Below are 19,727 nucleotides of genomic sequence, written 5' to 3'. Positions count from 1 at the left end.
TTCCACGGACTCACCAGTGAAATCAATCACCCGGAGCATGTCGGCATCGGGCGGAGAGCGCCAGCGAGCCTCAGGCGTCGTGCTTCGACTCGCGCTTGCGCCCGAACAGCATGTTCTGCTCGAGGCGGGCACAGAGCTCGGCGTAGAAATCGCTCAGGAAGCCGTAATCGTCTCCGTCGCTGGGAATACCGAACTTGTCCCGTATCGTTGCGGCTACCGTCGACACGGCGATCGGCTGCTCGGCCCGGAGGACATGCTCCAGCCGCTGCAGCTCGTAGATGCCATAGGCGGCGAGGGCCTCTTCCGGGAACTTGCGGCGTTGCCGCGGGGCCGCTCCGACAAGGTCGTAGGAGAGCGTCGTCTTGCGCACCTCGACGACCCAGGTGCCGGCGACCAGGTCTCCCACCCGCAATCGGTCGCGGTTGAACAAAGGGAAGAAAAGGAAGATGCCGCTCCAGGTCAGTGCGAACAGAGTGAGGAAGGTGTTGGCGACGCCCTGCGCCGCCTGCATGCCGAGGAAGGACAGCGGCAGGAACACCTCGATTTCGCGCATCGCATTGCGGGCGACCACCGCAGCGCCGGTCAGGCGGCTACCGTCGCGCGCGACCACCCGCAATCCCGCCAGCCGCTTGCCCGGCGTCGCCCCGCGCCGGCCCATCTCGAACAGGCTGAACCAGAAATTGCGGAGGAGGAAGAAGCCGATCAGCCAGAGGATTCCGAGCGCCTCGGGCATCTCCTGCACGCCGATGTAGAGCAGGAAGAGCGTGACGCCGATCAAGATGACGATCATGATCAGGGCGTCGATCACGAAGGCACCGGCCCGGGCGCCGCCGCTGGCCAGTTCGAGCTGGAGGTCCACGCCCTCGGGCGTGACGAACCGGCGCCTGAGCCCGCCCGGTCGCTTCGACCTGCGCTTCACGCCGCCTGCCCCGAACCGCGCCGCGGCCAGAAGAAGTAGACCAGCCACCCGGCCAGCGCAGTGCCGCCGATCAGCATCCGCAGGCCGTCGTCGGTGATGGTCTGGCGGCCAATGCCCTCGAGGATGCCAGCGACCCCGAGCATGACCACCGTGCCGAGCATGGCTGTGGCGGCGACCCGTCCGGCCGCGACCATCGCATCCATGCGCGTTGCCGTGCCCGGAAAGGCCAGGGCAAGCCCGATCCGCATGCCGCTCGCGCCCGCGATGCAGATGGCGAGCAGCTCGGTCGTGCCGTGGATCATCAGCCAGGCGGCGAGGTTCGGTCCCAGCCCCTTGGAAGCGAATACCGCCACGATCGCTCCCAACATGAGGCCGTTGTAGCCGATCAGCAGCACCGTCGGCACCGCCAGCGCGAAGCCCAGCGCGAAGGAGAAGATGGCGATCTGCGCATTGTGGGTGAACAGGAAGGTCGCGAACAGGGCAAGCGGTCCGTCCGCGCCGTCGTAGAGCGTGCGGCGGAGGAAATCGGCCGATGCGGAAGGATCGCGGCCGTCCGCCAGCCCGCCCGGAACGATACCGTAGAACCATTCGGGGTCGCTCAGCACCAGGAAATAAGCGGCGACCGCCGACAGCGTCATCAGCGCCGCGCAGAAGCTGAGTTCCCGCCACAGGGCCCTGACCGCGCTCGGCCAGCCGGTGGCGAAAAAGCGCAGCACCTGCCGCCCGGGAGAGGTCTGCACCCCGTAGAGCTGGAAATAGGCGCGCGTGCTCAATTGCTCGAGATAGGCGAGCAGCGAGCGGTCGAGCGAGGTGTCCCGCGCCACCGACAGCGACGACAGGGTGGTCCGGTAGAGGCGCGGCAGGTCGAGCAGGTCGTCGTCGCTCAGCGATCGAAGCGACTTCTTCTCCAGCCGCTCCACCAGCGACTCCAGCTTCGCCCAGTCGTCGGCATGTTCGAGCCGGAACCGGGTGGCATTGACGAGCGGGCCACTCACAGCCGGTCCCTCCGCTTGATCTGCAGATAGGCCTCCGCGATGCGCGGCGCGACCTCCTCATACGGCGTCTCGATCACGTCGACGCCGAGCTGGCGGAGCTCGGCGATGACTTCCTGCCGTTCCTTGAGCAGCGCGGCGGCGGTGATCGCGCGGGTGACCGAATCCGCGTCTTCGGGCTCGGCCGCGGCAATGCCCTCCAGCTCGTCGTCGCGGAGCATGACGACCAGCACCAGGTGGGTGCGGATCAGCAGCCGCAGGCTGGTCAGCAGGAAGCGGGCCGAGATGCGGTCGGTCACTTCGGTGAAGAGGACGACCAGCGAGCGCCGGTGGAGCCGGCCGTTGAGATCGGTCAGAGCGAAGGTGTAGTTGGTTTCGTCCGTGCCATAATCGACCGCCCCCACCAGCCGCTGCAGCTCGGCGAACGCGGCCATGCCGGCGACGAAGCCGCTGGTCAGGCGCGGGCGGCTGTCGAAGGCAGTGACTGACACGCGGTCGCCGATGCGAAGCGCCAGCCAGCCGGCCAGCAAGGTGGCGGAGATCATGCGGTCGAGCCGGGCGATGCCGCCGACCGGCTCCGCCATCTGCCGGCCGCAGTCGATCGCGAAGCAGATCTGGTTGTTCTTCTCGCCGTGATATTGGCGGGCTAGCAGCTTGGTCGCGCGGGCGCTGCTCTTCCAGTCGATCGAGCGCTTGTCCATGCCGGTCCGGAACTCGACCAGCGCATCGAAGTCGCTGCCCTCGCCGCGCAGCAACTGCTTGATCGCGCCGTCGACCGCGAAACGCTCGAACAGGCGAACGCCGTGGCGGTGGGTCGGGCGCAGGTCGGGCAGGATGTGGATGGTGCCCGGCTGCTCCACTTCGCGCTGCCGCCAGACCAGCCCGAGCGGACCGCGCCAGCGCAGCCAGATCGTGTCGAGCCGGGCGATGCCGCGGCGGAGCATGGAAAGCGAGACGGCCGCCACGCCGCCGCTTTCCGCCAGCGGGACCATCGCCCGCCCGTCATTCGGAATTGCGACAAGGGGCGAGCGGTCGAATGCGACCTCGGCCTCGCGGGCCGGCGCCTCCAGCTTCAGCGCCACATTGGCATCCCGCTGCTCGCCGACATAGGCGCTGGCGGGCATGGCGGCCTCGAGCCCGACCTTGCCGCGGGTGCGGGCGGCATCGAGGAGGATGAGCAGCAGGATCAGCAGCGGCCAGGCGAGCGCCAGGTACCAGCGCTCGGCCGCGACCGCGGCGGCGAGCAGCGCGGCCAGCGCGCCCCCCGCCATCAGCAGCACGGCTAGGCGCGTCGGGTAGATCAACGCGGTGCCTCGATCTCGTCGATGATTCCGAGCACCACATCCTCGACCCGGCGGCCGTTGATCTCGGCTGTGGCGGACAGCAGGACGCGGTGGCGGAGCACGGCGGGGGCGAGCGCCTTGACGTCGTCGGGGATGACGAAGTCGCGGCCTTCGAGCGCGGCGCGGGCACGGGCGGCTCCGGCCAGCATCGCGCCGGCGCGCGGCGAGGCGCCCGATTGCAGGTCGGGCACCTGGCGCGTCCCGCGGATGAGGGCGGTGATATAGTCGACCACCTCGTCGACCAGCCGGACCGTCGCCACCGCTTCGGTCGCCGCCGTCAGTTGCTCCTTGCCGGTGACCGCCACGACGCCCCAGTCGGACGGGTCCATCGCCTGCCGCCGGCTCCCGTGGCTGGCGATGATCCGGCGTTCTTCCTCGGCGCTCGGATAGTCGACCAGATGCTTGAAGAGGAAGCGGTCGAGCTGCGCCTCGGGAAGCGGATAGACGCCCTGCTGCTCGATCGGATTCTGCGTCGCGGTGACGAGGAAGTGGTCGCCGAGCGAGTGGGTCTCGCCATCGATCGTCACCTGCCGCTCCTGCATCGCCTCGAGCAGCGCCGCCTGGGTCTTGGGCGGTGTGCGGTTGATCTCGTCCGCCAGCAGCAGGTCGGTGAAGATGGCACCGCGCGTCAGCGTGAAGGTCGAAGTCTGGAAATTGAACAGGTTGGCGCCGATGATGTCGCTCGGCATCAGGTCGGGCGTGAACTGGACGCGGCCATAGTCCAGCCCGATGGCGCGGGCGAAGCATTGCGCGATCAGCGTCTTGGCGGTGCCCGGCGGACCTTCCAGAAGGATGTGCCCGCGGGCGAGCAGCGCGACCAGCATCAGGTCGACCGTGGAGTCCTGCCCGACCACCGCCTTGCCGATCTCCCCACGGATGGCGTCGCCCATGTTTCGTACGTCGTCGAAAGTCACTTCTGTACCTCCTGAAGCCAGCGGTTCAGCGCACGCGCCGCCGCCGTGAGTTCGTTGCGGCCACGCGCGCCGCCGACGGCACGCGCAAGCTCGGAAAAGGGGCGCTCGGGCCGGAGCCGGTCGAGCGCGCCGTCGATCTCGTCCGGCGACAGGCCGGATGGAAGGCGGAACAGGATCGCGGCCCGTTCACGCATCAGGTCGGCGTATCGGCTTCCCAGCCGCACCTCGCGCCGTGCCTTGCGGACGATCGCCGCGCTGTTGTCGACCAGCGCCGCCTTGCCGAGCGCGATGGCACGGACCGGCAGGCTCGGCGCTCCGAACCGGACCAGCGCCTGCCAGCCGGCGAGCAGCAAGGCCGCGAAGATGACGAGGGTCACGCCGAGGAAGGGCGCGCCGAACAGCAGTTGCAACGGATTGCGCGTGCCGCCGAAGCCGTTAGCGGTGACGTCGAACAGGAGGCCGCCCGCATCCGTGCTGTTGAGGTCGTCCAGCATGGCGAGCGCCGCGGCCGCCTGCGCCTGTTCCCTCATGCCGTAATTGTTGAGCAGGTCCGGATCGGCGAGCAGGTAGAGATTGCGGTTGCCGACCTTGCCGAGCACCGTCGCGCCCGTGCTGTCGACGATCATCGGCTCGACCTTCTCGCCCGACAGCGTCTGAAGCACCCGCGGTTCGCGAAACTGTCCGGCCGACGGCACCATGGCGGAGCGCGCGGCGAGCGGCTGGCGGGCGGTGCGCCGGCGCGAGACCTTGATCTCGAAACTGGGGCTGAGGACATTCTCGATCTGGAAGGGCGCCATCAGCCCGTCGACCGCAACCCATCCCCTGGGCGAATCCCGCCGCTGCGCATTCCACTTGGGCAGGATGATCAGCGTCGCCCTGGCACCGCGCATCGCGAGGATATCGCCGAGCGGCACCGCACCATTGGGCGGGGTCACGACCGCCAGTTCCTCGCCATTGAGCTCGCGCACGTTGCGAAGCACGCGCGGCTCGCGGCCCGTTGCTTCGGCCAGTCGGACGATACCGCTGAACCCGGTCGCGGCATTGGAGAGCGCATGCGGCCCCCCGTCCTTGCCCGAGCGGAGGTTGGGCGCATAGGCGCCGAGCACCAGGCTCAGGATGAAGGCAATCACCCCGACGCCGGCGAGCAGCAGCATCAGCCGCCGGCGGAACGGCCCATTGCTCATCTCGTCGCGGGCGGCGCTCACGACCGCCACGTTCCGGCAAGGGCGAACTGGGCATAAGCGTCACGCGCCTCACGCCAGCCCGGCTCGGCGACCGGACGCCCGCCGAACAGGCTCTGCTCGACCGTGCGCGCAAGCCCGGCGAACAGCCCGCGCGCACGCTCCGGCAGCAGCGACGAGCGCGCCAGTTCGCGGCTGGTCATCGCCGGTCGCACGGCGTCTGGACGCCGGCGCGCCATGTCGTCGACCGATCGCAGCAGCAGGCAGTGCACCGCCTCGGCGAACCGGCCTTCCCGCGCCAAAGCATCGGCTTCGTCGAGCCAGGCGCGTGCCGGCATGTCCTCGGGCTGCCATTCGACGTCGGCCGCCGCAGCTTCGTGCGCACCAGGCTGGTCGCGCCGCCACGGCAACTTCCACTCGCCTTCCTTCACCCGGACGGCGACGATCCACAGGAGGAACAAGGCGCCGGCGACGAGCAGGGTGATCAGCAGGATTCGTGCATAGGCCGCGTCCGGCAACCAGCTGAACAGCCAGGCGATGAAGCGACCGATCGGGCGCAGCACCGATTCCAGCCACTCACCGAACTTCTCGATCCAGTCGGGAGTCCTGGGCTCGGGCGGCGCAGGAGTCAGCTCGAACTGGACCGTCTCATCGGCCTTCAGCGACTTCCACGCCTGATCGAACGGCTGCGCCGCTGTCTGCCCGTTCACGCTGATGACGCCACCCCTCGAAACGTGACGAGCATGGAACGGTGCGGTTGGCCTTGCAAGGCGGAATCACTGGACACCCACCACCGTTCGTCGCAGTCTGCGGCAATCAAGCAGGGGGAGTTACTTGGATGGCAACCATGGCGTATGAAAATGGAGGCGACGGTACAGTCTCCGTCGGCCGCATTTTCTCACGGGCATTCTCGTTCATCATCGGCAGGCCCGGAATCGCACTGGGATCGGCTGTGTTGTTCGGTGCGCTTCCCTCCTTGCTCAATCAGGCGCTGACCTACGCCACCCTCGCCGACCCGGAGAACCTGACCCAGTCGGCCGCCGTCGGCTACATGGGCCTGCAGTTCTTCTCCCTCTTCATCACGCTCGTCTTCAGCGCTCTCATGCAGGCGATCATCACGCGCGGGCTGGTGATCGAGCATGAGGGCGGCAGCCCCAGCCTCGGCCGGTGCATGGCGGACGGGCTGCGCTTCGCCATCCCGATCGTCCTCCTGACGATCCTGTGGTGGCTGGCGATCAGTCTCGGCATGCTTCTGCTGATCGTGCCGGGAGTCATCCTCGCCTGCATGTGGGCGGTCTCCATTCCCGCCCTGGTCGAGGAGCGGACCGGAGTCATCGGCGCCTTCGGCCGCAGCCGCGAACTGACCAAGGGTCATCGCTGGAAGGTGTTCGGCCTGCTCGCCGTGGTCATCATCAGCCTCTACCTGATCATGGCCGTGCTGGCCGTCATCGGCATATCGACCGCGTCCGAAGGCGCGCTTGCAAACGACGAAGGCGTGGCGATCACCGTCCTGATCGCGACCGCGCTCAGCGGCTTCATCTTCAGCCTGCTGTGGTCGACCATCCAGCCGTCGCTGTTCGTCGAGCTTCGCGACGCCAAGGAAGGCGGAAGCGCAGGCGACCTGCAGCAGGTTTTCAGCTGATCCTGATCGGGGACGGGGGCGGCTGGGTCAGAGACCCCGAAGCGCCCTCGCCCTTCCCCGGACGGCCGCCATCAGCCCTTCGTCGATCGTCGGCCGGCTGACGAGGGTCACCCCGAGCGGGTTCACTGGCGCGCCGTCCCGCAGCACTTCATAGTGCAGGTGCGGGCCGGTCGAGAGACCGGAGGAGCCGACATAGCCGATCAGCTCGCCCCGCCGCACCATCCCGCCCTCGGGCGCGACGATGCGGCTCATGTGGCTGTAGCTGGTGACCAGCCCGCCGCCATGGGCGATGCGGACCTGCCGGCCATAGCCGCCGGCCCAGCCCGCGCGCACCACCTGCCCGTCCTCTGCCGCCACGATCGGCGAACCCCATCCGGCACCGAAGTCGACTCCATTGTGCATGCGGGAGAAGCGCAGGATGGGATGGACCCGCGGCCCGAAGCTTGAGGTGATCGGCCCGGCAACCGGGGTCATCAGCCCGCTGCGGACCGGCTCGGGCGAAGCGCCCTCATCGATCCACTGCACGCGCCCTTGGATGGGGAAGCGGACCAGTGACAGGTCTCGCCCGGCCGACCGGTCTAGCCCGGCATAGAGCAGGGGTCCCGAAACCGTCTCGCCGCCCGATGCCCTCGCCTGCGCGATGACCAGTTCGAACCGGTCTCCAGGCATGACCTCGCTGCCGACGTCGACACTGGCGCCGATCGCCTGGAGATAGTCCGCCGCCTGGGCGGGAGTCGCGCCGGCCGAGCGCAGCGCCCAGTAGAGCCCACCGCCGACGCTGCCGCGGATGCGCAGCGGCGTACGATCGACCGCCAGCGCCTTGCGTTCGACCTGCAGCACGCCATCGGCGGAGCGGCCAAGCGTCAGTTCGAGGTCCAGCCGTGCCCGATAGTGAAGCCGCTCGATGCTACGCTGCCCGCTTGAATCCGGCGCGCCGAGGCGGAGCGACAGCGTCGTGCCGGCCGCCGGCAGTGCGCCTTGCGCCCGCACCAGCGCTGCCGCCCGCCACGCATCGGCCGCCGCGGCGCCGCTGCGCTGGAGCAGCCGGCCAAGCTCGTCGCCGCTGGAAAAGGTCAGGCTGAGATCGCGCGACTGGCGCGCCGGGGCCGAGGCGATCGGCCTGGCGCGTGGGCCTTCGCTCATGGTGAGGCCGGTCTTCGAGCCGCCGTCCAGCGATCCGACCATCAGCGCTTCTTCCTGCCGCACCTGGTCGGGCCCCTCGCCAATCGGCAATCCGGCGGGAAGCGGCTCCATTGTCGGGGCAAGCTGGGTGACGCCGGCGATCAGCGCCAGCAGGGTCGCGGCCCCCCGCCACCAGTCACGGCTGAACGGCCGCTCGGCAAGGTCCACCACAAGGCTGAAGCGCGCCGCCGGCGGGCGCTGCGCCGAAGCCCGCCCGAAGGTAGGCGCCATCGTGCCTGCCCTTCCGAAGTCGGGCGCGTTTGTGCCTGCCCTCCCGAAGTCGGGCGCGTTTGTGCCTGCCCTTCCGAAGTCGGGCAGGGGTGCAGCAGCGACCAGCGGGCGGGGCGACTGGAACATCGCCACCGTCTTCGCCCAACTAGGTTAACGCCGCGCTAAACCGCGGGCTTGCTCCCGCCACCCTATCTGTCACCATCGCGGTCATGCGCCGCCTGCTCGCCCTGCTGCCGCTCGCCCTCCTCGCCGCAGCCGCGCCGTCCGCGCCGTGGGACTGGTCCACCGCAGAACTCGGCTGGCTCAGTCCCGACGGCGCGCAGCCCTATGCCGAGAGCCGCGCCATCTGTGCGCGGGTCCTCCACGCCGAGCCGCCCGCCTCCGACCGCCCGACGCCCGAGCAGGCGAAGGCGCTCAAGGGCTGCGACAGCGACGCGCTCTATCATGGCATCGGCCGGCCCGCCGACCCGGTGAAGGCCCGCCTCTGCGCCTTCACCGAAAAGGAAGATGAAGTCGGCCATTTCGGGGGTCGCGCCATGCTCATGACCATCTATGCCAATGGCCGCGGCGCCGCTCGCAACCTCGACGTCGCCACCCACCTCGCCTGCGGGCTCGAGACGGCGGCGCCGATGGAGCATGCGATCCGCATTCCCCGCCTCCACAAGCTTGAGCCCGGGAAGGCCTTTTCCGTCTGCGACGATGCGACCAGCGGCCAACTCGGCGGCATCTGCGTAGCGCACGAGGCCCGCTTCGCGATCGTCGATCGGGATCGCCGGATCGCGGCTCTGGCGAGGAAGGAAGCCTATGCGGCAAGTCCCGCCTTCGCGGCCGCGCGCCGCGCCATGGAAACCTATGCCTCGGCTCATTCCGGCGGGGACCAGGACCTCTCCGGCACGCTCCGCGGGGCGTTCATCGTTGGCGCCGAGGAAAGCGTGCGCGACCGCTTCCTCAAGACGCTCGAGGCACTCGCCCGCAACCGGGTCCCGCCCGCCTCCGCCGGCACTTATGCGCGGATCGACGCCAGGCTCAACACCAGCTTCCGCGCCGTCCTCGCAGAGGATTTCGAGGACGGCCGCCTTGGCGTCGGTACCGTCACCGAGGAAGGCCGGCGGATCAGCGCGCGGGCCTGGATCGCCTATCGCGACGCGATGCTGGCCTTTGCCGCCCGCCACTATCCGCGCGTCTCGCGGGCGGCGCTTGCGACCTACCTCACCCGGCAGAGGATCGACGATCTCGCTCCGATTGCCACCTGAGGCTTGCACCGTGCGTTGAGCCTGCCAACATGACTGGCATGGCCGCGCGTAATGACGGCATCATCCGGGCCGTCCTCGGGCCCACCAACACCGGCAAGACCCACTTGGCGATCGAGCGGATGTGCGCCCATTCCTCCGGCGTCATCGGCTTCCCGCTGCGCCTGCTCGCCCGCGAGGTCTACGACCGGGTCGTCAAGCTGAAGGGCGAGAAAGCGGTCGCATTGCTGACTGGCGAGGAGCGCATAGCCCCGCCCACCGCCCGCTACTGGCTCTCCACCGTCGAAAGCATGCCGGTCGATCAGGATCATGCCTTCTGCGCCATCGACGAGGCCCAGCTCGGCACCGATCCCGAACGCGGGCACGTCTTCACCGACCGCCTGCTCCGCGCCCGCGGCCGGGAGGAAACGCTGATCCTCGGCTCGGCGACGCTGAAGCCCTTGGTCCGCCAACTCATCCCCGAGGCGGAGATCGTCAGCCGACCGCGCTTTTCCACCCTGCGCTACGCCGGTTCGACCAAGCTCAGCCGCCTGCCCCCGCGCTCGGCCATCGTCGCCTTCTCGGCCGAGCAGGTCTATGCGCTGGCCGAGATGCTGCGCCGCTTCAAGGGCGGCGCGGCGGTGGTAATGGGCGCGCTGTCGCCGGCCACCCGCAACGCCCAGGTCGACATGTTCCAGCGCGGCGAGGTCGACTATCTGGTCGCCACCGACGCGGTCGGCATGGGCCTCAACATGGACGTGGCGCATGTCGCCTTCGCCGGGCTCGAGAAGTTCGACGGCCGCCGCGACCGCCGCCTCACCATCTCCGAAATGGCCCAGATCGCCGGCCGTGCCGGTCGCCACCAGCGCGACGGCACCTTCGGCACCCTCGGCCTCGGCGGCGACAATGGCCCGGCCTTCACCGACGAGGAGATCAACGCGATCGAGGAGCATCGCTTCCGGCCGCTCGATCACCTTTACTGGCGCTCTTCCGACCTCGACTTCACCGACGTCACCTCGCTGATCCGCAGCCTGGAAGCGCGCAGCGACGATCCCCTGCTTCGCCCGGCGCCGCTGTCGATCGACCTTGCCGTGCTGAAGGCGCTTGCCGAGGACCCGGCGATCGCCGCCCGCCGCGGAGCCGCCGCGCGCCGGCTGTGGGCCGCCTGCGGCCTGCCGGACTTCCGCAAGGTCGGGCCGATGCACCATGCGCGGATGGTCCGCCGCATCTTCGGCTACATCGCCGACGGCGGCCATGTCGCGCAGGACTGGTTCGCCGCCGAGGTCAGCCGCCTCGACAATGTCGCAGGCGACATCGAGGCGCTGGCCGATCGCCTCGCCGGAGTGCGCAGCTGGGCCTATATCGCCCATCGCTCCGACTGGCTGGCCGATCCCGCCAAATGGGCCGAGCGAACCCGCCACGTGGAATCGCGCCTGTCCGATGCTCTCCACGGCGCCCTCACCCAGCGCTTCGTCGACCGCCGCACCGCCGTGCTCGTCCGCGACATCGGCGCGCGCGGGGCGGATGCGCTTCCGGTCACCGTTTCTGCCGAAGGGGAAGTCAGCGTCGGGCCGGAGCCGATCGGCCACCTCACCGGCTTCGAATTCAAGGTCGACCCCGCCGCCCGCCTCGCCGACAAGCGCCTGCTCCTCGCCGCCGCCGAGCGCCGCCTCGGCGACGAACTCGATCGCCGCGCCCGCGACCTCTGCGCCGGGGAGGACACCCGCTTCACCCTGTTCGCGCCCGCCGGCGGAGACATCGGCATTGCCGCCGACGGCCATCTCCTCGCCCGGCTCGCGCCCGGCCGCAGCGTTACGGAGCCGGCGCTGCGCACCGTCCGCGCGCTCGACCGTCTCTCCGCCCCCGTCCGGACGGCCCTCCGCGCCCACATGGAAGCCTGGCTAGAGCGGCAGGTCACCCGCCATTGCGGCGACCTCGCCCGGCTGACGGCCGCCTCGACCGATCGGCATTACGGCCCGCCCGTCCGCGCCCTCACCGCCATGCTGGCCGATGCCGGCGGCCTCCTTCCGCGCAAGGCATTGGCCGAACCGATCGGCCAGCTCGACCGCCCGATGCGCGCGGCGCTGCACAAGCTGAAGGTCCGGCTTGGCGCCCTCGACGTGTTCGTCCCCTCCCTGCTCAAGCCCGAAGCCCAGCGCTGGCGTGCCGCCCTGCTGGCGGTCCGCGGCAACCAGCCGATGCCGGCGCTCCCGCGCCCCGGCGCCTCGATCCTCCCGGCGGAAAGCGACCGCCAGGGCGCCTGCCTCGCCTACCGCCGGCTCGGCGACACGTGGCTGCGCGTCGACCTTGCGGACCGGCTGGCCGCGCATGCCCACCAGATGCGCGCCGCCAGACGCGCTGAGGGCGAGGCTCTGGATCCGATCGACCGCGCCCTCGTCACCTCGCTTGGCCTCGGCGACGACGCCCTCGCGCGGCTGATGGCCGAGGTCGGCTTCCAGGAGCAGGGCGGCGCCTGGTCGTGGCGCGGCACCCGTCCGCGCAGCCGCGCCCGACCCCAGCCCGCCCGCCCCGGCAATGCCTTCGCGGCGCTGGCAGGCCTCAAGCGCTAGATGCGCCTCGACCGCTTTCTCTTCTTCATCCGCCTGCTGAAGTCCCGGACCCAGGCCCAGGCGCTGCTCGAGGAAGGCCGCACCCGCATCGACGGCCGCCGGGTCGAGAAGGTGTCCGACGCCGTCCGCATCGGCTCCACCGTCACCTTGCCCCTGCGCGGCCAGATCCGCGTCATCCGGGTCCTCGCCCTTCCCGCCCGCCGCGGCCCGGCACCGGAAGCGCGGGCCTGTTACGAAGAGCTGGGCGTTGACGATGGCTTCGGCGCGGCATAGCGCTTGGCCGAACAGGGAGCTTAAGAGAGACCGCCATGACCTACGTCGTCACCGACGCCTGCATCCGCTGCAAATATATGGACTGTGTCGAGGTCTGCCCGGTCGACTGCTTCTACGAGGGCGAGAACATGCTCGTCATCAACCCCAACGAGTGCATCGACTGCGGCGTGTGCGAGCCGGAATGCCCGGCCGAGGCCATCCTCCCGGACACGGAGTCGGGCAACGAAAAGTGGCTGGAGCTGAACTCCACCTTCTCGGCGCAATGGCCGAACATCACCCGCAAGAAGGACAGCCCGGCCGACGCCGACGACTATAAGGGCAAGGACGGCAAGTACGACGCCTTCTTCTCCCCGGAACCGGGCGAGGGCGACTAAGCCGCAGGACGTGGCGCGGCAGGCTCGGCCAGGGCTGCTGTTTGCCGGCTTCGGTGGACTCTTGCTCTCGAGCTGCAACGCCACGCCCTACCCCGAGGGTATCTATCGTTCGCCGGCAGGCGCCGAGTTCCGGCTCAGTCAGGGTCCTTAGGTGCTGGGCATAAGCGGGCCTGACAACTTCTGCCTGATGTTCTGGGATCAGGAAGAACCGCCGCCCGAACGGACACTCGTCACGCTCCGCGGCCAGGCCTGCACCAACCGGCATTTCGGAGCGCTGGACTGGTCGGCGACTTACAGGGTGGACCGGCAGGACGAGGTTTTGCTGCGGCCGCCCGGAGCGACGACTTCACCCGTGATCCTCGTTCGCCAGGACGGGCGCTGAGCTTGCCGGCGAGAGACGCCTAGCGTTCCACCCGGAACACGTAGCTGAGCCCCAGGCCCGCCGACAGCTGGTTGCGCGAGCCATATTCGCGCACGATCGGCGACCTCGCCGCATCCCCCACCAGCCGCTCCGCGCGAGCATAGCCGAACAGGCCCCAGCGCGGTCCGAGCTGGGTCGTGAGCCCGCCCGCAAGCGCCACGGCATGGACACCGCCGCCGGGTCGATAGACGGGCAGGCCGGCCGCCAGCGAGGCGGCGGGGCTCACCCCGAAATAGGCGAGCTGGTAGCGGGAGTCGGACCATAGCAGCCGCGGGCCGAGCGTCGCGGCATAGCGGTCGCCGTCCCGGAAAATGGCATCGGCACCGATCGAGCCGACCAGCCCTTCATGGCCGTTGACGCCTTTCAGCAGCTGGCCGCGCAGGCGGAAGCTGTCGGTGAGGAGATATTCGGCGAACCCGCCCACCTCCAGCGTCGTCTTCACCTTGCCGACCGGCGCGCCGACGTCGCGTTCCTTGCGGCTCGGCGCGATGTTGGCGGCGGGACCGAAGACGAATCCACCCTCGTTGACGAGGCGAAGGCCAAAGCTGTCGTCCGGCGCCTCGATCTGGAACGGCTTGTCGCCCCTGGCGACGTCAATGTCGAACAAGGGCCCGACCTCACGGTCCTCGGCTCCGACGAATTCCGGCCGGACCTGTGCTCCGATCCCCACGCGCACGCGCAGATCCTCATTCTCCTGGGCATAAGCAGGAGCGGCGACAGCGGTGGCCAGGACCGCGCAGGCGAGGATCAGATGCTTCATGTCAGTGGCGCAACAGCCCGCATCGGCGTTGGTTGCAAAGCGGACTAAGGACCATGCGCCGCAATGGCCCACAAAGAAGAAGCGCTCGCTCCCTTGTTCAGGAGCGAGCGCTTCCCCGGAGCCGGGCGACGAAATTGCGTGCAACGCCGCCCGATTGAACCGGTCAGGCCATATTACATGCCGTTGGCGAGGTTCGTGTCCGGCGAATTGGTGTTCATGTCCTGCGCCATCATGTTGGCTTCCATTGAATTGGCAGCCATCATGTTGGAATCCATGCCGTTCATGGAAGTCATGTTGGCATCCATGCCCATCATGTTGGCGTCCATGGTGGCCATGTTGTCAGCCATCATCAGATTGGCATCGGCATTTTCGGTCTCGGCGGTGTTGCTGCCGCAAGCCGCGAGGGAAAGGGCCGCACCAGCGACCAGAATCAGAGCACGCACGTATTTTCTCCCTTGGTTATCGGCGGAGCCAACGCAGGACCGGGCGCTTGGGTCCCGATCCCGCGCAAACATCTTTCAGGATTTGTGTCGCCCCGGCAACGGATCAGCGACAATTGACCGTCCGACGGCCTGAATCTTGCGCCGGAACGATCAGCCGCGGCGTTCCAGCAGCAGCGCGACGATCCGCTCCGCCGCTTCCTCGGCGCTCAATGTTGTAGTGTCGATATGGAGATCCGGCGCTTCCGGCACCTCATACGGGCTGTCGATGCCGGTGAAGTTGCTGAGCTTGCCCGCCCGCGCCTTGGCGTAGAGGCCCTTCACGTCGCGGCTTTCCGCCTCGGCCAGCGGGGCATCGACGAACACTTCCAGGAACTCGCCGTCCGGCAGCATCCTGCGAACCAGCTCACGCTCCGCCCGGAAGGGCGAGATGAAGGCGGTGATGACGATCAGGCCGGCATCCGCCATCAGCCGCGCCACCTCGCCCACCCGGCGGATATTCTCGATCCGGTCCGCTTCGGTGAAGCCGAGGTCGCGGCTAAGCCCGTGGCGGACGTTGTCCCCGTCCAGCAGAAAGCTGTGCCGGCCGAGATCGAACAGCCGCTTCTCGACAAGATTGGCGATGGTCGACTTGCCTGCCCCGCTAAGGCCCGTCAGCCAGACGACGCACGGCTTCTGCCCCTTCTGCCGGGCATGCGCCTCGCGGCCGACCTCGATCGCCTGCCAGTGGATGTTCTGCGCCCGCCGCAGCGCGAAGTGGATCATGCCGCAGGCGACCGTCGCGTTGGTCGCCTTGTCGATCAGGATGAACCCGCCGAGCGTCCGATTGCCGGCATAGGGCTCAAACACGATCGGCCGGTCGGTCGCGATCTCGGCGACGCCGATCGCATTGAGGCCGAGCGTCTTGGCCGCCAATTGTTCGCCGCTGTCGAGCCCCAGCTCATATTTCGGAGGCTGGACGGTGGCGGTGACGCTCTGCGTCGCCAGTTGCAACCAATAGCCGCGTCCTGGCAGCAGCTCCTCTTCCGACAGCCAGACTAGGCTTGCCTCGAACTGGTCGGAAACCTGCGGCGCATGGGGCAGGGCGACGATCACCGACCCGCGGCCGCACTCCACTTCGTCGGTGAGCGTGACCGTGACCGACTGCCCCGCCTCGGCCCGCTCAACCGCCCGATCGCCGACGAGCAGGCGTGCGACCCGGCTGGTGCGCCCGGAAGGGAGCACCCTTACGTCCTGTCCGCGGACCACCGATCCGGCGGCGATCAGGCCGGCAAAGCCGCGGAAGTCCTGGTGGGGACGATTGACCCACTGGACCGGCAGCCGAAGCGGCCCTTCGCCCCTGTCCTCCGCCGCCGGTACCGCCTCCAGCGCCTCCATCAGGGTCGGGCCCTCATGCCAACGCATGGCCTCGGACCGGCCGAACACATTGTCGCCGGTCAGCCCCGACAGCGGGATCGCGACTGCCTCGGCGATGCCCTGCGCCTCGGCGAAGTCCGCGAACTCCGCCCGGACATCCTCGAACCGCGCCCGATCGAACTCCACCAGGTCCATCTTGTTGACCGCCAGGATCAGGTGCCGGACACCCATCAGCCGGCAGATGGCCGCGTGCCGCCTTGTCTGCGTCAGCACGCCCTTGCGCGCATCGACCAGCAGCACCGCGGCGTGCGCGGTCGACGCGCCGGTCGCCATATTGCGCGTGTATTGCTCGTGCCCGGGACAATCGGCGACGATGAAGCGGCGCGTCGCGCTCGAGAAGAAGCGGTAGGCGACGTCGATGGTGATGCCCTGCTCGCGCTCCGCCGCCAGCCCGTCGACCAGCAAAGCAAAGTCGATTGCCTGCCCTTGCGTGCCCACCCGCCGGCTGTCGCTTTCCAGCGCTGCCAGCTGGTCCTCCATCAGCTGCGCGCTGTCGTGCAGAAGCCGCCCGATCAGCGTCGACTTGCCGTCATCGACCGAGCCGCAGGTGATGAACCGCAGCAGGTCCATCAGAAATAGCCCTCGCGCTTCTTCACTTCCATCGATGCGCTCTCGTCGCGGTCGATGACCCGCCCCTGCCGCTCGCTGGTGCGAAGCGCCGCCATCTCCGCCAGAACCTTGTCCAGCGTGTCCGCCTCGCTTTCCATCGCGCCCGTCAGCGGCCAGCAGCCCATGGTGCGAAAGCGTATGCGGCGGGTGACCACCTCGTGGCCCTCGATCCCGGGGAAGCGCGCGGGGTCGTCGACCATCAGCAGGGTGCCGCTCCGCACCACCGTCGGCCGCTCCGCCGCCAGGTAGAGCGGCACGATCGGCACCTCTTCCCGCGCGATATAGTCCCACACGTCGCGCTCGGTCCAATTACTCAGGGGAAAGACGCGGATGCTCTCCCCGGCATGGACCCTGGCATTGTAGAGGTTCCACAATTCCGGCCGCTGCAGCTTGGGGTCCCAACCGCCGCCCGGGCCCCGGAAGGAGAAGATGCGCTCTTTCGCCCGCGCCTTCTCCTCGTCCCGCCGACCACCGCCGAACGCCGCGTCATAGCCGCCCGCCGCAAGCGCCGCCCGAAGCGCCTCGGTCAGCATCAGCCGCGTGTAGGTCGGAATCGGGGTTCCGAACGGCTCCACCCCCCGCGCTGCCGCTTCCTCGTTGTGCCAGACGATCAGCTCCAGCCCGTGGCGTGACGCCATGGCATCACGATGTTCCAGCATCGCCCGGAAGTCCCAGCCGCTGGCGATATGGAGGAAGGGAAAGGGCGGCGGCGCCGGCGCGAACGCCTTCAGCGCCAGGTGGAGCATGACGCTCGAATCCTTCCCGATCGAATACAGGAACACCGGCTTGCGGCACGTCGCCACCACCTCCCGCAGGATGTGGATGCTCTCCGCTTCGAGCCGGTCGAGATGGGTCAGCGCCATGGCCCGACCTGATGGCGCGACAGCCCGTCTGGCGCAATGCCGCGGCAAGCCGTAAGGCAGGCACATCCCCGGGGAGCCCTGCTTTGGGCTGAGAGGTGCAGGTCAGCGCTGCACGACCCGTCGAACCTGATCCGGCTCACACCGGCGTAGGGAGGGAGCGCGGCTGCCCGCCGCCTCCCTCCGCTTGGAGAGGAAGAACGATGGCCGATATTCCCGCGCGCACCGAACTGAAAGTCACCACCGGCCCGATCCGCGGATCGAGGAAGGTCCACGTCGGCCCCCTGCGCGTCGCCATGCGTGCAATCCACCTCGAGCCCTCGTCCGGCGAGGCGCCCGTCACCGTCTACGACCCCTCCGGCCCCTACACCGACCCCGACGCCCGCATCGACATCATGGCCGGCCTGCCCGAGCTCCGCCGCGACTGGATCCGCGCCCGCGGCGACGTGGAGGAAGTGACCCAGCGCGAGGTCCGGCCCGAGGACAATGGCCAGCTCGGTCCCGACCGCAGCGGCGGCGTCGCGCCCTTCCCCAATGTCCGCAAGCGCGTCCTCCGCGCCCGCCCCGGCCATAACGTCACCCAGATGCACTATGCCCGCCGCGGCATCATCACGCCCGAGATGGAATATGTCGCGGTGCGCGAAAATCTCGGCCGCGAGGCCGCACTGGCACAGGCGCGCGACGGCGAAAGCTTCGGCGCCGCCATCCCCGACTTCGTCACCCCCGAGTTCGTCCGCGACGAGATCGCTCGCGGCCGCGCCATCATCCCCAACAACATCAACCACCCGGAATCCGAGCCGATGGCGATCGGCCGCAACTTCCTCGTGAAGATCAACGCCAACATCGGCAATTCGGCGGTCGCATCCGACGTCGCGGCCGAGGTCGACAAGATGGTGTGGGCGATCCGCTGGGGCGCCGACACGGTCATGGACCTCTCCACCGGCCGCAACATCCACGACACGCGCGAGTGGATCCTGCGCAACTCGCCCGTCCCCATCGGCACCGTCCCCATCTACCAGGCGCTGGAAAAGGTCGGCGGCATCGCCGAGGACCTCACTTGGGACATCTTCCGCGACACCCTGATCGAACAAGCCGAACAGGGCGTCGACTATTTCACCATCCACGCCGGCGTCCGCCTGCCCTACGTTCCGCTGACCGCGAAGCGCGTCACCGGCATCGTCAGCCGCGGCGGCTCGATCATGGCCAAATGGTGCCTCGCTCACCACCGCGAGAGCTTCCTCTACGAACGGTTCGACGAGATCTGCGAGATCATGAAGGCCTATGACGTCGCCTTCAGCCTCGGCGACGGCCTGCGCCCCGGCTCCATCGCCGACGCCAATGACGAAGCGCAGTTCGCCGAGCTCTACACGCTTGGCGAGCTGACCAAGAAAGCCTGGGAACACGACTGCCAGGTGATGATCGAGGGCCCCGGCCACGTGCCGATGCACAAGATCAAGGAGAATATGGACAAGCAGCTCGCCGTCTGCGGCGAAGCGCCCTTCTATACCCTCGGGCCACTCACCACCGACATTGCGCCCGGCTACGACCACATCACGTCAGGAATCGGCGCGGCGATGATTGGCTGGTTCGGCACCGCCATGCTCTGCTACGTCACGCCCAAGGAGCACCTCGGCCTTCCCGACCGCGACGATGTCAAGGTCGGCGTCGTCACCTACAAGCTCGCCGCCCACGCCGCCGACCTCGCCAAGGGCCACCCCGCCGCCAAGGTCCGCGACGATGCGCTGAGCCGCGCCCGCTTCGAGTTCCGCTGGCGCGACCAGTTCAACCTGTCGCTCGACCCCGACACGGCCGAGGAATATCACGACCAGACCCTGCCCGCCGAAGGCGCCAAGACCGCCCATTTCTGCTCCATGTGCGGGCCGAAATTCTGCAGCATGAAGATCACGCAGGAAGTGCGCGACTTCGCGGCCAAGCAGGAAAGCGGCCTCCTCAACTCAACCTCCCCGTCGCACAGCGATGGGGAGGGGGACCGTTCGGCGCAGCCGAATGGTGGAGGGGCCAGCCTCGAAGACGCCGAAGCCGGCATGGCCGAGATGAGCGAGAAGTACCGCGCCGGCGGGAACGAGCTCTATATCGGCGCGAACGGCCGCGAGCACGACTGATGGCCGACAAGGTGAAAGGCCCCGCCTCCTACTTTCCCTCGATCGAGAAGAAGTACGGCAGGCCCATCGCCGAGTGGAAAGCCCTCCTGCAAGCGCGTCCCCCGGCGAAGCACATGGAACGTGTCGCCTGGCTCAAAAGCGAACACGGCATGGGCCACGGTCACGCCAATGCGCTGGTGGCGCACTGGCTGGCGGAGGGCTGAGGATTAGGTATCCCGCTAGGCGCTCGCGCGGTTGGGTGTCTCAAC

19 protein-coding genes and 1 riboswitch are annotated in these 19,727 nt (G+C 68.7%); of the genes, 8 read left to right on the top strand and 11 right to left on the bottom strand.

The genetic code is table 11. The features are described from left to right. Nucleotides 1-70: 70 nt before the first annotated feature. Genes JOY29_RS09895 through JOY29_RS09870 form a run of 6 tightly spaced genes read right to left on the bottom strand, consistent with a single transcriptional unit; the run spans nt 71 to nt 6,059 of the window. Nucleotides 71-919 (bottom strand): RDD family protein, encoded by an 849-nt coding sequence (locus JOY29_RS09895; protein WP_300973364.1) that lies wholly within the window; start codon nt 917-919, stop codon nt 71-73. Beyond that, complete coding sequence (locus JOY29_RS09890) at nt 916-1,914, bottom strand: stage II sporulation protein M (protein ID WP_300973363.1); 999 nt, start codon at nt 1,912-1,914, stop codon at nt 916-918. The genes JOY29_RS09895 and JOY29_RS09890 overlap by 4 nt, the downstream gene beginning before the upstream one ends. Beyond that, nucleotides 1,911-3,215, bottom strand: coding sequence for a DUF58 domain-containing protein (locus JOY29_RS09885; RefSeq protein ID WP_300973362.1), 1,305 nt, complete (start codon nt 3,213-3,215; stop codon nt 1,911-1,913). The genes JOY29_RS09890 and JOY29_RS09885 overlap by 4 nt, the downstream gene beginning before the upstream one ends. Further along, nucleotides 3,212-4,168: a MoxR family ATPase gene (locus tag JOY29_RS09880; RefSeq protein WP_300973361.1), complete on the bottom strand. Its 957-nt coding sequence runs from the start codon at nt 4,166-4,168 to the stop codon at nt 3,212-3,214. The genes JOY29_RS09885 and JOY29_RS09880 overlap by 4 nt, the downstream gene beginning before the upstream one ends. Continuing rightward, entirely contained in the window at nt 4,165-5,382 is a 1,218-nt protein-coding gene (locus JOY29_RS09875) for a DUF4350 domain-containing protein (protein ID WP_300973360.1), read from the bottom strand. Before JOY29_RS09875 ends, JOY29_RS09880 begins: the two co-directional genes overlap by 4 nt. Next, on the bottom strand, nt 5,370-6,059 hold the full coding sequence (locus JOY29_RS09870; RefSeq protein WP_300973359.1) for a DUF4129 domain-containing protein: 690 nt from the start codon (nt 6,057-6,059) through the stop codon (nt 5,370-5,372). Before JOY29_RS09870 ends, JOY29_RS09875 begins: the two co-directional genes overlap by 13 nt. 128 nt (nt 6,060-6,187) lie before the next feature. On the opposite strand from JOY29_RS09870, the gene JOY29_RS09865 reads away from it, so the two are divergent. After that, entirely contained in the window at nt 6,188-6,991 is an 804-nt protein-coding gene (locus tag JOY29_RS09865) for a hypothetical protein (RefSeq protein WP_300973358.1), read from the top strand. Nucleotides 6,992-7,018: 27 nt separating this feature from the next. Here JOY29_RS09865 and JOY29_RS09860 read toward each other — a convergent pair whose 3' ends face one another. Further along, nucleotides 7,019-8,404: a M23 family metallopeptidase gene (locus tag JOY29_RS09860; RefSeq protein WP_300973357.1), complete on the bottom strand. Its 1,386-nt coding sequence runs from the start codon at nt 8,402-8,404 to the stop codon at nt 7,019-7,021. A gap of 209 nt (nt 8,405-8,613) precedes the next feature. On the opposite strand from JOY29_RS09860, the gene JOY29_RS09855 reads away from it, so the two are divergent. The 5 genes from JOY29_RS09855 (at nt 8,614) to JOY29_RS09835 (ending at nt 13,232) form a co-directional block, all read left to right on the top strand. Further along, nucleotides 8,614-9,657, top strand: coding sequence for a lysozyme inhibitor LprI family protein (locus JOY29_RS09855; protein WP_300973356.1), 1,044 nt, complete (start codon nt 8,614-8,616; stop codon nt 9,655-9,657). A 38-nt stretch (nt 9,658-9,695) separates the two neighbouring features. Further along, on the top strand, nt 9,696-12,203 hold the full coding sequence (locus JOY29_RS09850; protein WP_300973355.1) for a helicase-related protein: 2,508 nt from the start codon (nt 9,696-9,698) through the stop codon (nt 12,201-12,203). After that, nucleotides 12,204-12,476 carry an RNA-binding S4 domain-containing protein gene (locus JOY29_RS09845; RefSeq protein ID WP_300973354.1) on the top strand — a complete coding sequence of 91 codons (273 nt, stop codon included), beginning with the start codon at nt 12,204-12,206 and terminating at the stop codon, nt 12,474-12,476. Between the two features lie 35 nt (nt 12,477-12,511). Continuing rightward, nucleotides 12,512-12,850 carry a ferredoxin FdxA gene (gene fdxA / locus JOY29_RS09840; protein ID WP_168067686.1) on the top strand — a complete coding sequence of 113 codons (339 nt, stop codon included), beginning with the start codon at nt 12,512-12,514 and terminating at the stop codon, nt 12,848-12,850. Between the two features lie 187 nt (nt 12,851-13,037). Then, nucleotides 13,038-13,232: a hypothetical protein gene (locus JOY29_RS09835; protein ID WP_300973352.1), complete on the top strand. Its 195-nt coding sequence runs from the start codon at nt 13,038-13,040 to the stop codon at nt 13,230-13,232. 19 nt (nt 13,233-13,251) lie between these two features. Here JOY29_RS09835 and JOY29_RS09830 read toward each other — a convergent pair whose 3' ends face one another. The 4 genes from JOY29_RS09830 to cysD form a co-directional block, all read right to left on the bottom strand. Next, nucleotides 13,252-14,031: a MipA/OmpV family protein gene (locus JOY29_RS09830; protein WP_300973351.1), complete on the bottom strand. Its 780-nt coding sequence runs from the start codon at nt 14,029-14,031 to the stop codon at nt 13,252-13,254. Between the two features lie 173 nt (nt 14,032-14,204). Continuing rightward, nucleotides 14,205-14,474: a hypothetical protein gene (locus JOY29_RS09825; RefSeq protein ID WP_300973350.1), complete on the bottom strand. Its 270-nt coding sequence runs from the start codon at nt 14,472-14,474 to the stop codon at nt 14,205-14,207. Nucleotides 14,475-14,624: 150 nt separating this feature from the next. Further along, entirely contained in the window at nt 14,625-16,457 is a 1,833-nt protein-coding gene (cysN, locus tag JOY29_RS09820; protein WP_300973349.1) for a sulfate adenylyltransferase subunit CysN, read from the bottom strand. Continuing rightward, on the bottom strand, nt 16,457-17,425 hold the full coding sequence (cysD, locus tag JOY29_RS09815) for a sulfate adenylyltransferase subunit CysD (RefSeq protein ID WP_300973348.1): 969 nt from the start codon (nt 17,423-17,425) through the stop codon (nt 16,457-16,459). Before cysD ends, cysN begins: the two co-directional genes overlap by 1 nt. Beyond that, nucleotides 17,419-17,529, top strand: a riboswitch (TPP riboswitch). Its footprint overlaps the gene before it by 7 nt. A gap of 30 nt (nt 17,530-17,559) precedes the next feature. Between cysD and thiC the strand changes: the two genes are divergently transcribed. Then, complete coding sequence (gene thiC / locus JOY29_RS09810; RefSeq protein ID WP_300973347.1) at nt 17,560-19,479, top strand: phosphomethylpyrimidine synthase ThiC; 1,920 nt, start codon at nt 17,560-17,562, stop codon at nt 19,477-19,479. Beyond that, on the top strand, nt 19,479-19,682 hold the full coding sequence (locus JOY29_RS09805) for a DUF4287 domain-containing protein (protein WP_300973346.1): 204 nt from the start codon (nt 19,479-19,481) through the stop codon (nt 19,680-19,682). The genes thiC and JOY29_RS09805 overlap by 1 nt, the downstream gene beginning before the upstream one ends. Nucleotides 19,683-19,727 lie beyond the last annotated feature (45 nt).

Origin of the sequence: Sphingomonas sp. LHG3406-1 (assembly GCF_029637485.1) — a bacterium.
In the GTDB taxonomy this organism is placed as follows: Bacteria; Pseudomonadota; Alphaproteobacteria; order Sphingomonadales; family Sphingomonadaceae; genus Sphingomicrobium.
The sequence above is the reverse complement of the archived record's forward strand: the minus strand, read 5'-3'. Positions and strand labels throughout refer to the sequence as shown.

Bases quoted from the DNA above. Each gene is read 5' to 3' on its own strand.
- JOY29_RS09865 (WP_300973358.1), top strand. From the start codon at position 6,188: ATGGCAACCATGGCGTATGAAAATGGAGGCGACGGTACAGTCTCCGTC.
- JOY29_RS09860 (WP_300973357.1), bottom strand. From the start codon at position 8,404: ATGGCGCCTACCTTCGGGCGGGCTTCGGCGCAGCGCCCGCCGGCGGCG.
- JOY29_RS09855 (WP_300973356.1), top strand. From the start codon at position 8,614: ATGCGCCGCCTGCTCGCCCTGCTGCCGCTCGCCCTCCTCGCCGCAGCC.
- JOY29_RS09850 (WP_300973355.1), top strand. From the start codon at position 9,696: ATGGCCGCGCGTAATGACGGCATCATCCGGGCCGTCCTCGGGCCCACC.
- JOY29_RS09845 (WP_300973354.1), top strand. From the start codon at position 12,204: ATGCGCCTCGACCGCTTTCTCTTCTTCATCCGCCTGCTGAAGTCCCGG.
- fdxA (WP_168067686.1), top strand. From the start codon at position 12,512: ATGACCTACGTCGTCACCGACGCCTGCATCCGCTGCAAATATATGGAC.
- JOY29_RS09835 (WP_300973352.1), top strand. From the start codon at position 13,038: ATGTTCTGGGATCAGGAAGAACCGCCGCCCGAACGGACACTCGTCACG.
- JOY29_RS09830 (WP_300973351.1), bottom strand. From the start codon at position 14,031: ATGAAGCATCTGATCCTCGCCTGCGCGGTCCTGGCCACCGCTGTCGCC.
- cysN (WP_300973349.1), bottom strand. From the start codon at position 16,457: ATGGACCTGCTGCGGTTCATCACCTGCGGCTCGGTCGATGACGGCAAG.
- cysD (WP_300973348.1), bottom strand. From the start codon at position 17,425: ATGTGCCTGCCTTACGGCTTGCCGCGGCATTGCGCCAGACGGGCTGTC.
- thiC (WP_300973347.1), top strand. From the start codon at position 17,560: ATGGCCGATATTCCCGCGCGCACCGAACTGAAAGTCACCACCGGCCCG.
- JOY29_RS09805 (WP_300973346.1), top strand. From the start codon at position 19,479: ATGGCCGACAAGGTGAAAGGCCCCGCCTCCTACTTTCCCTCGATCGAG.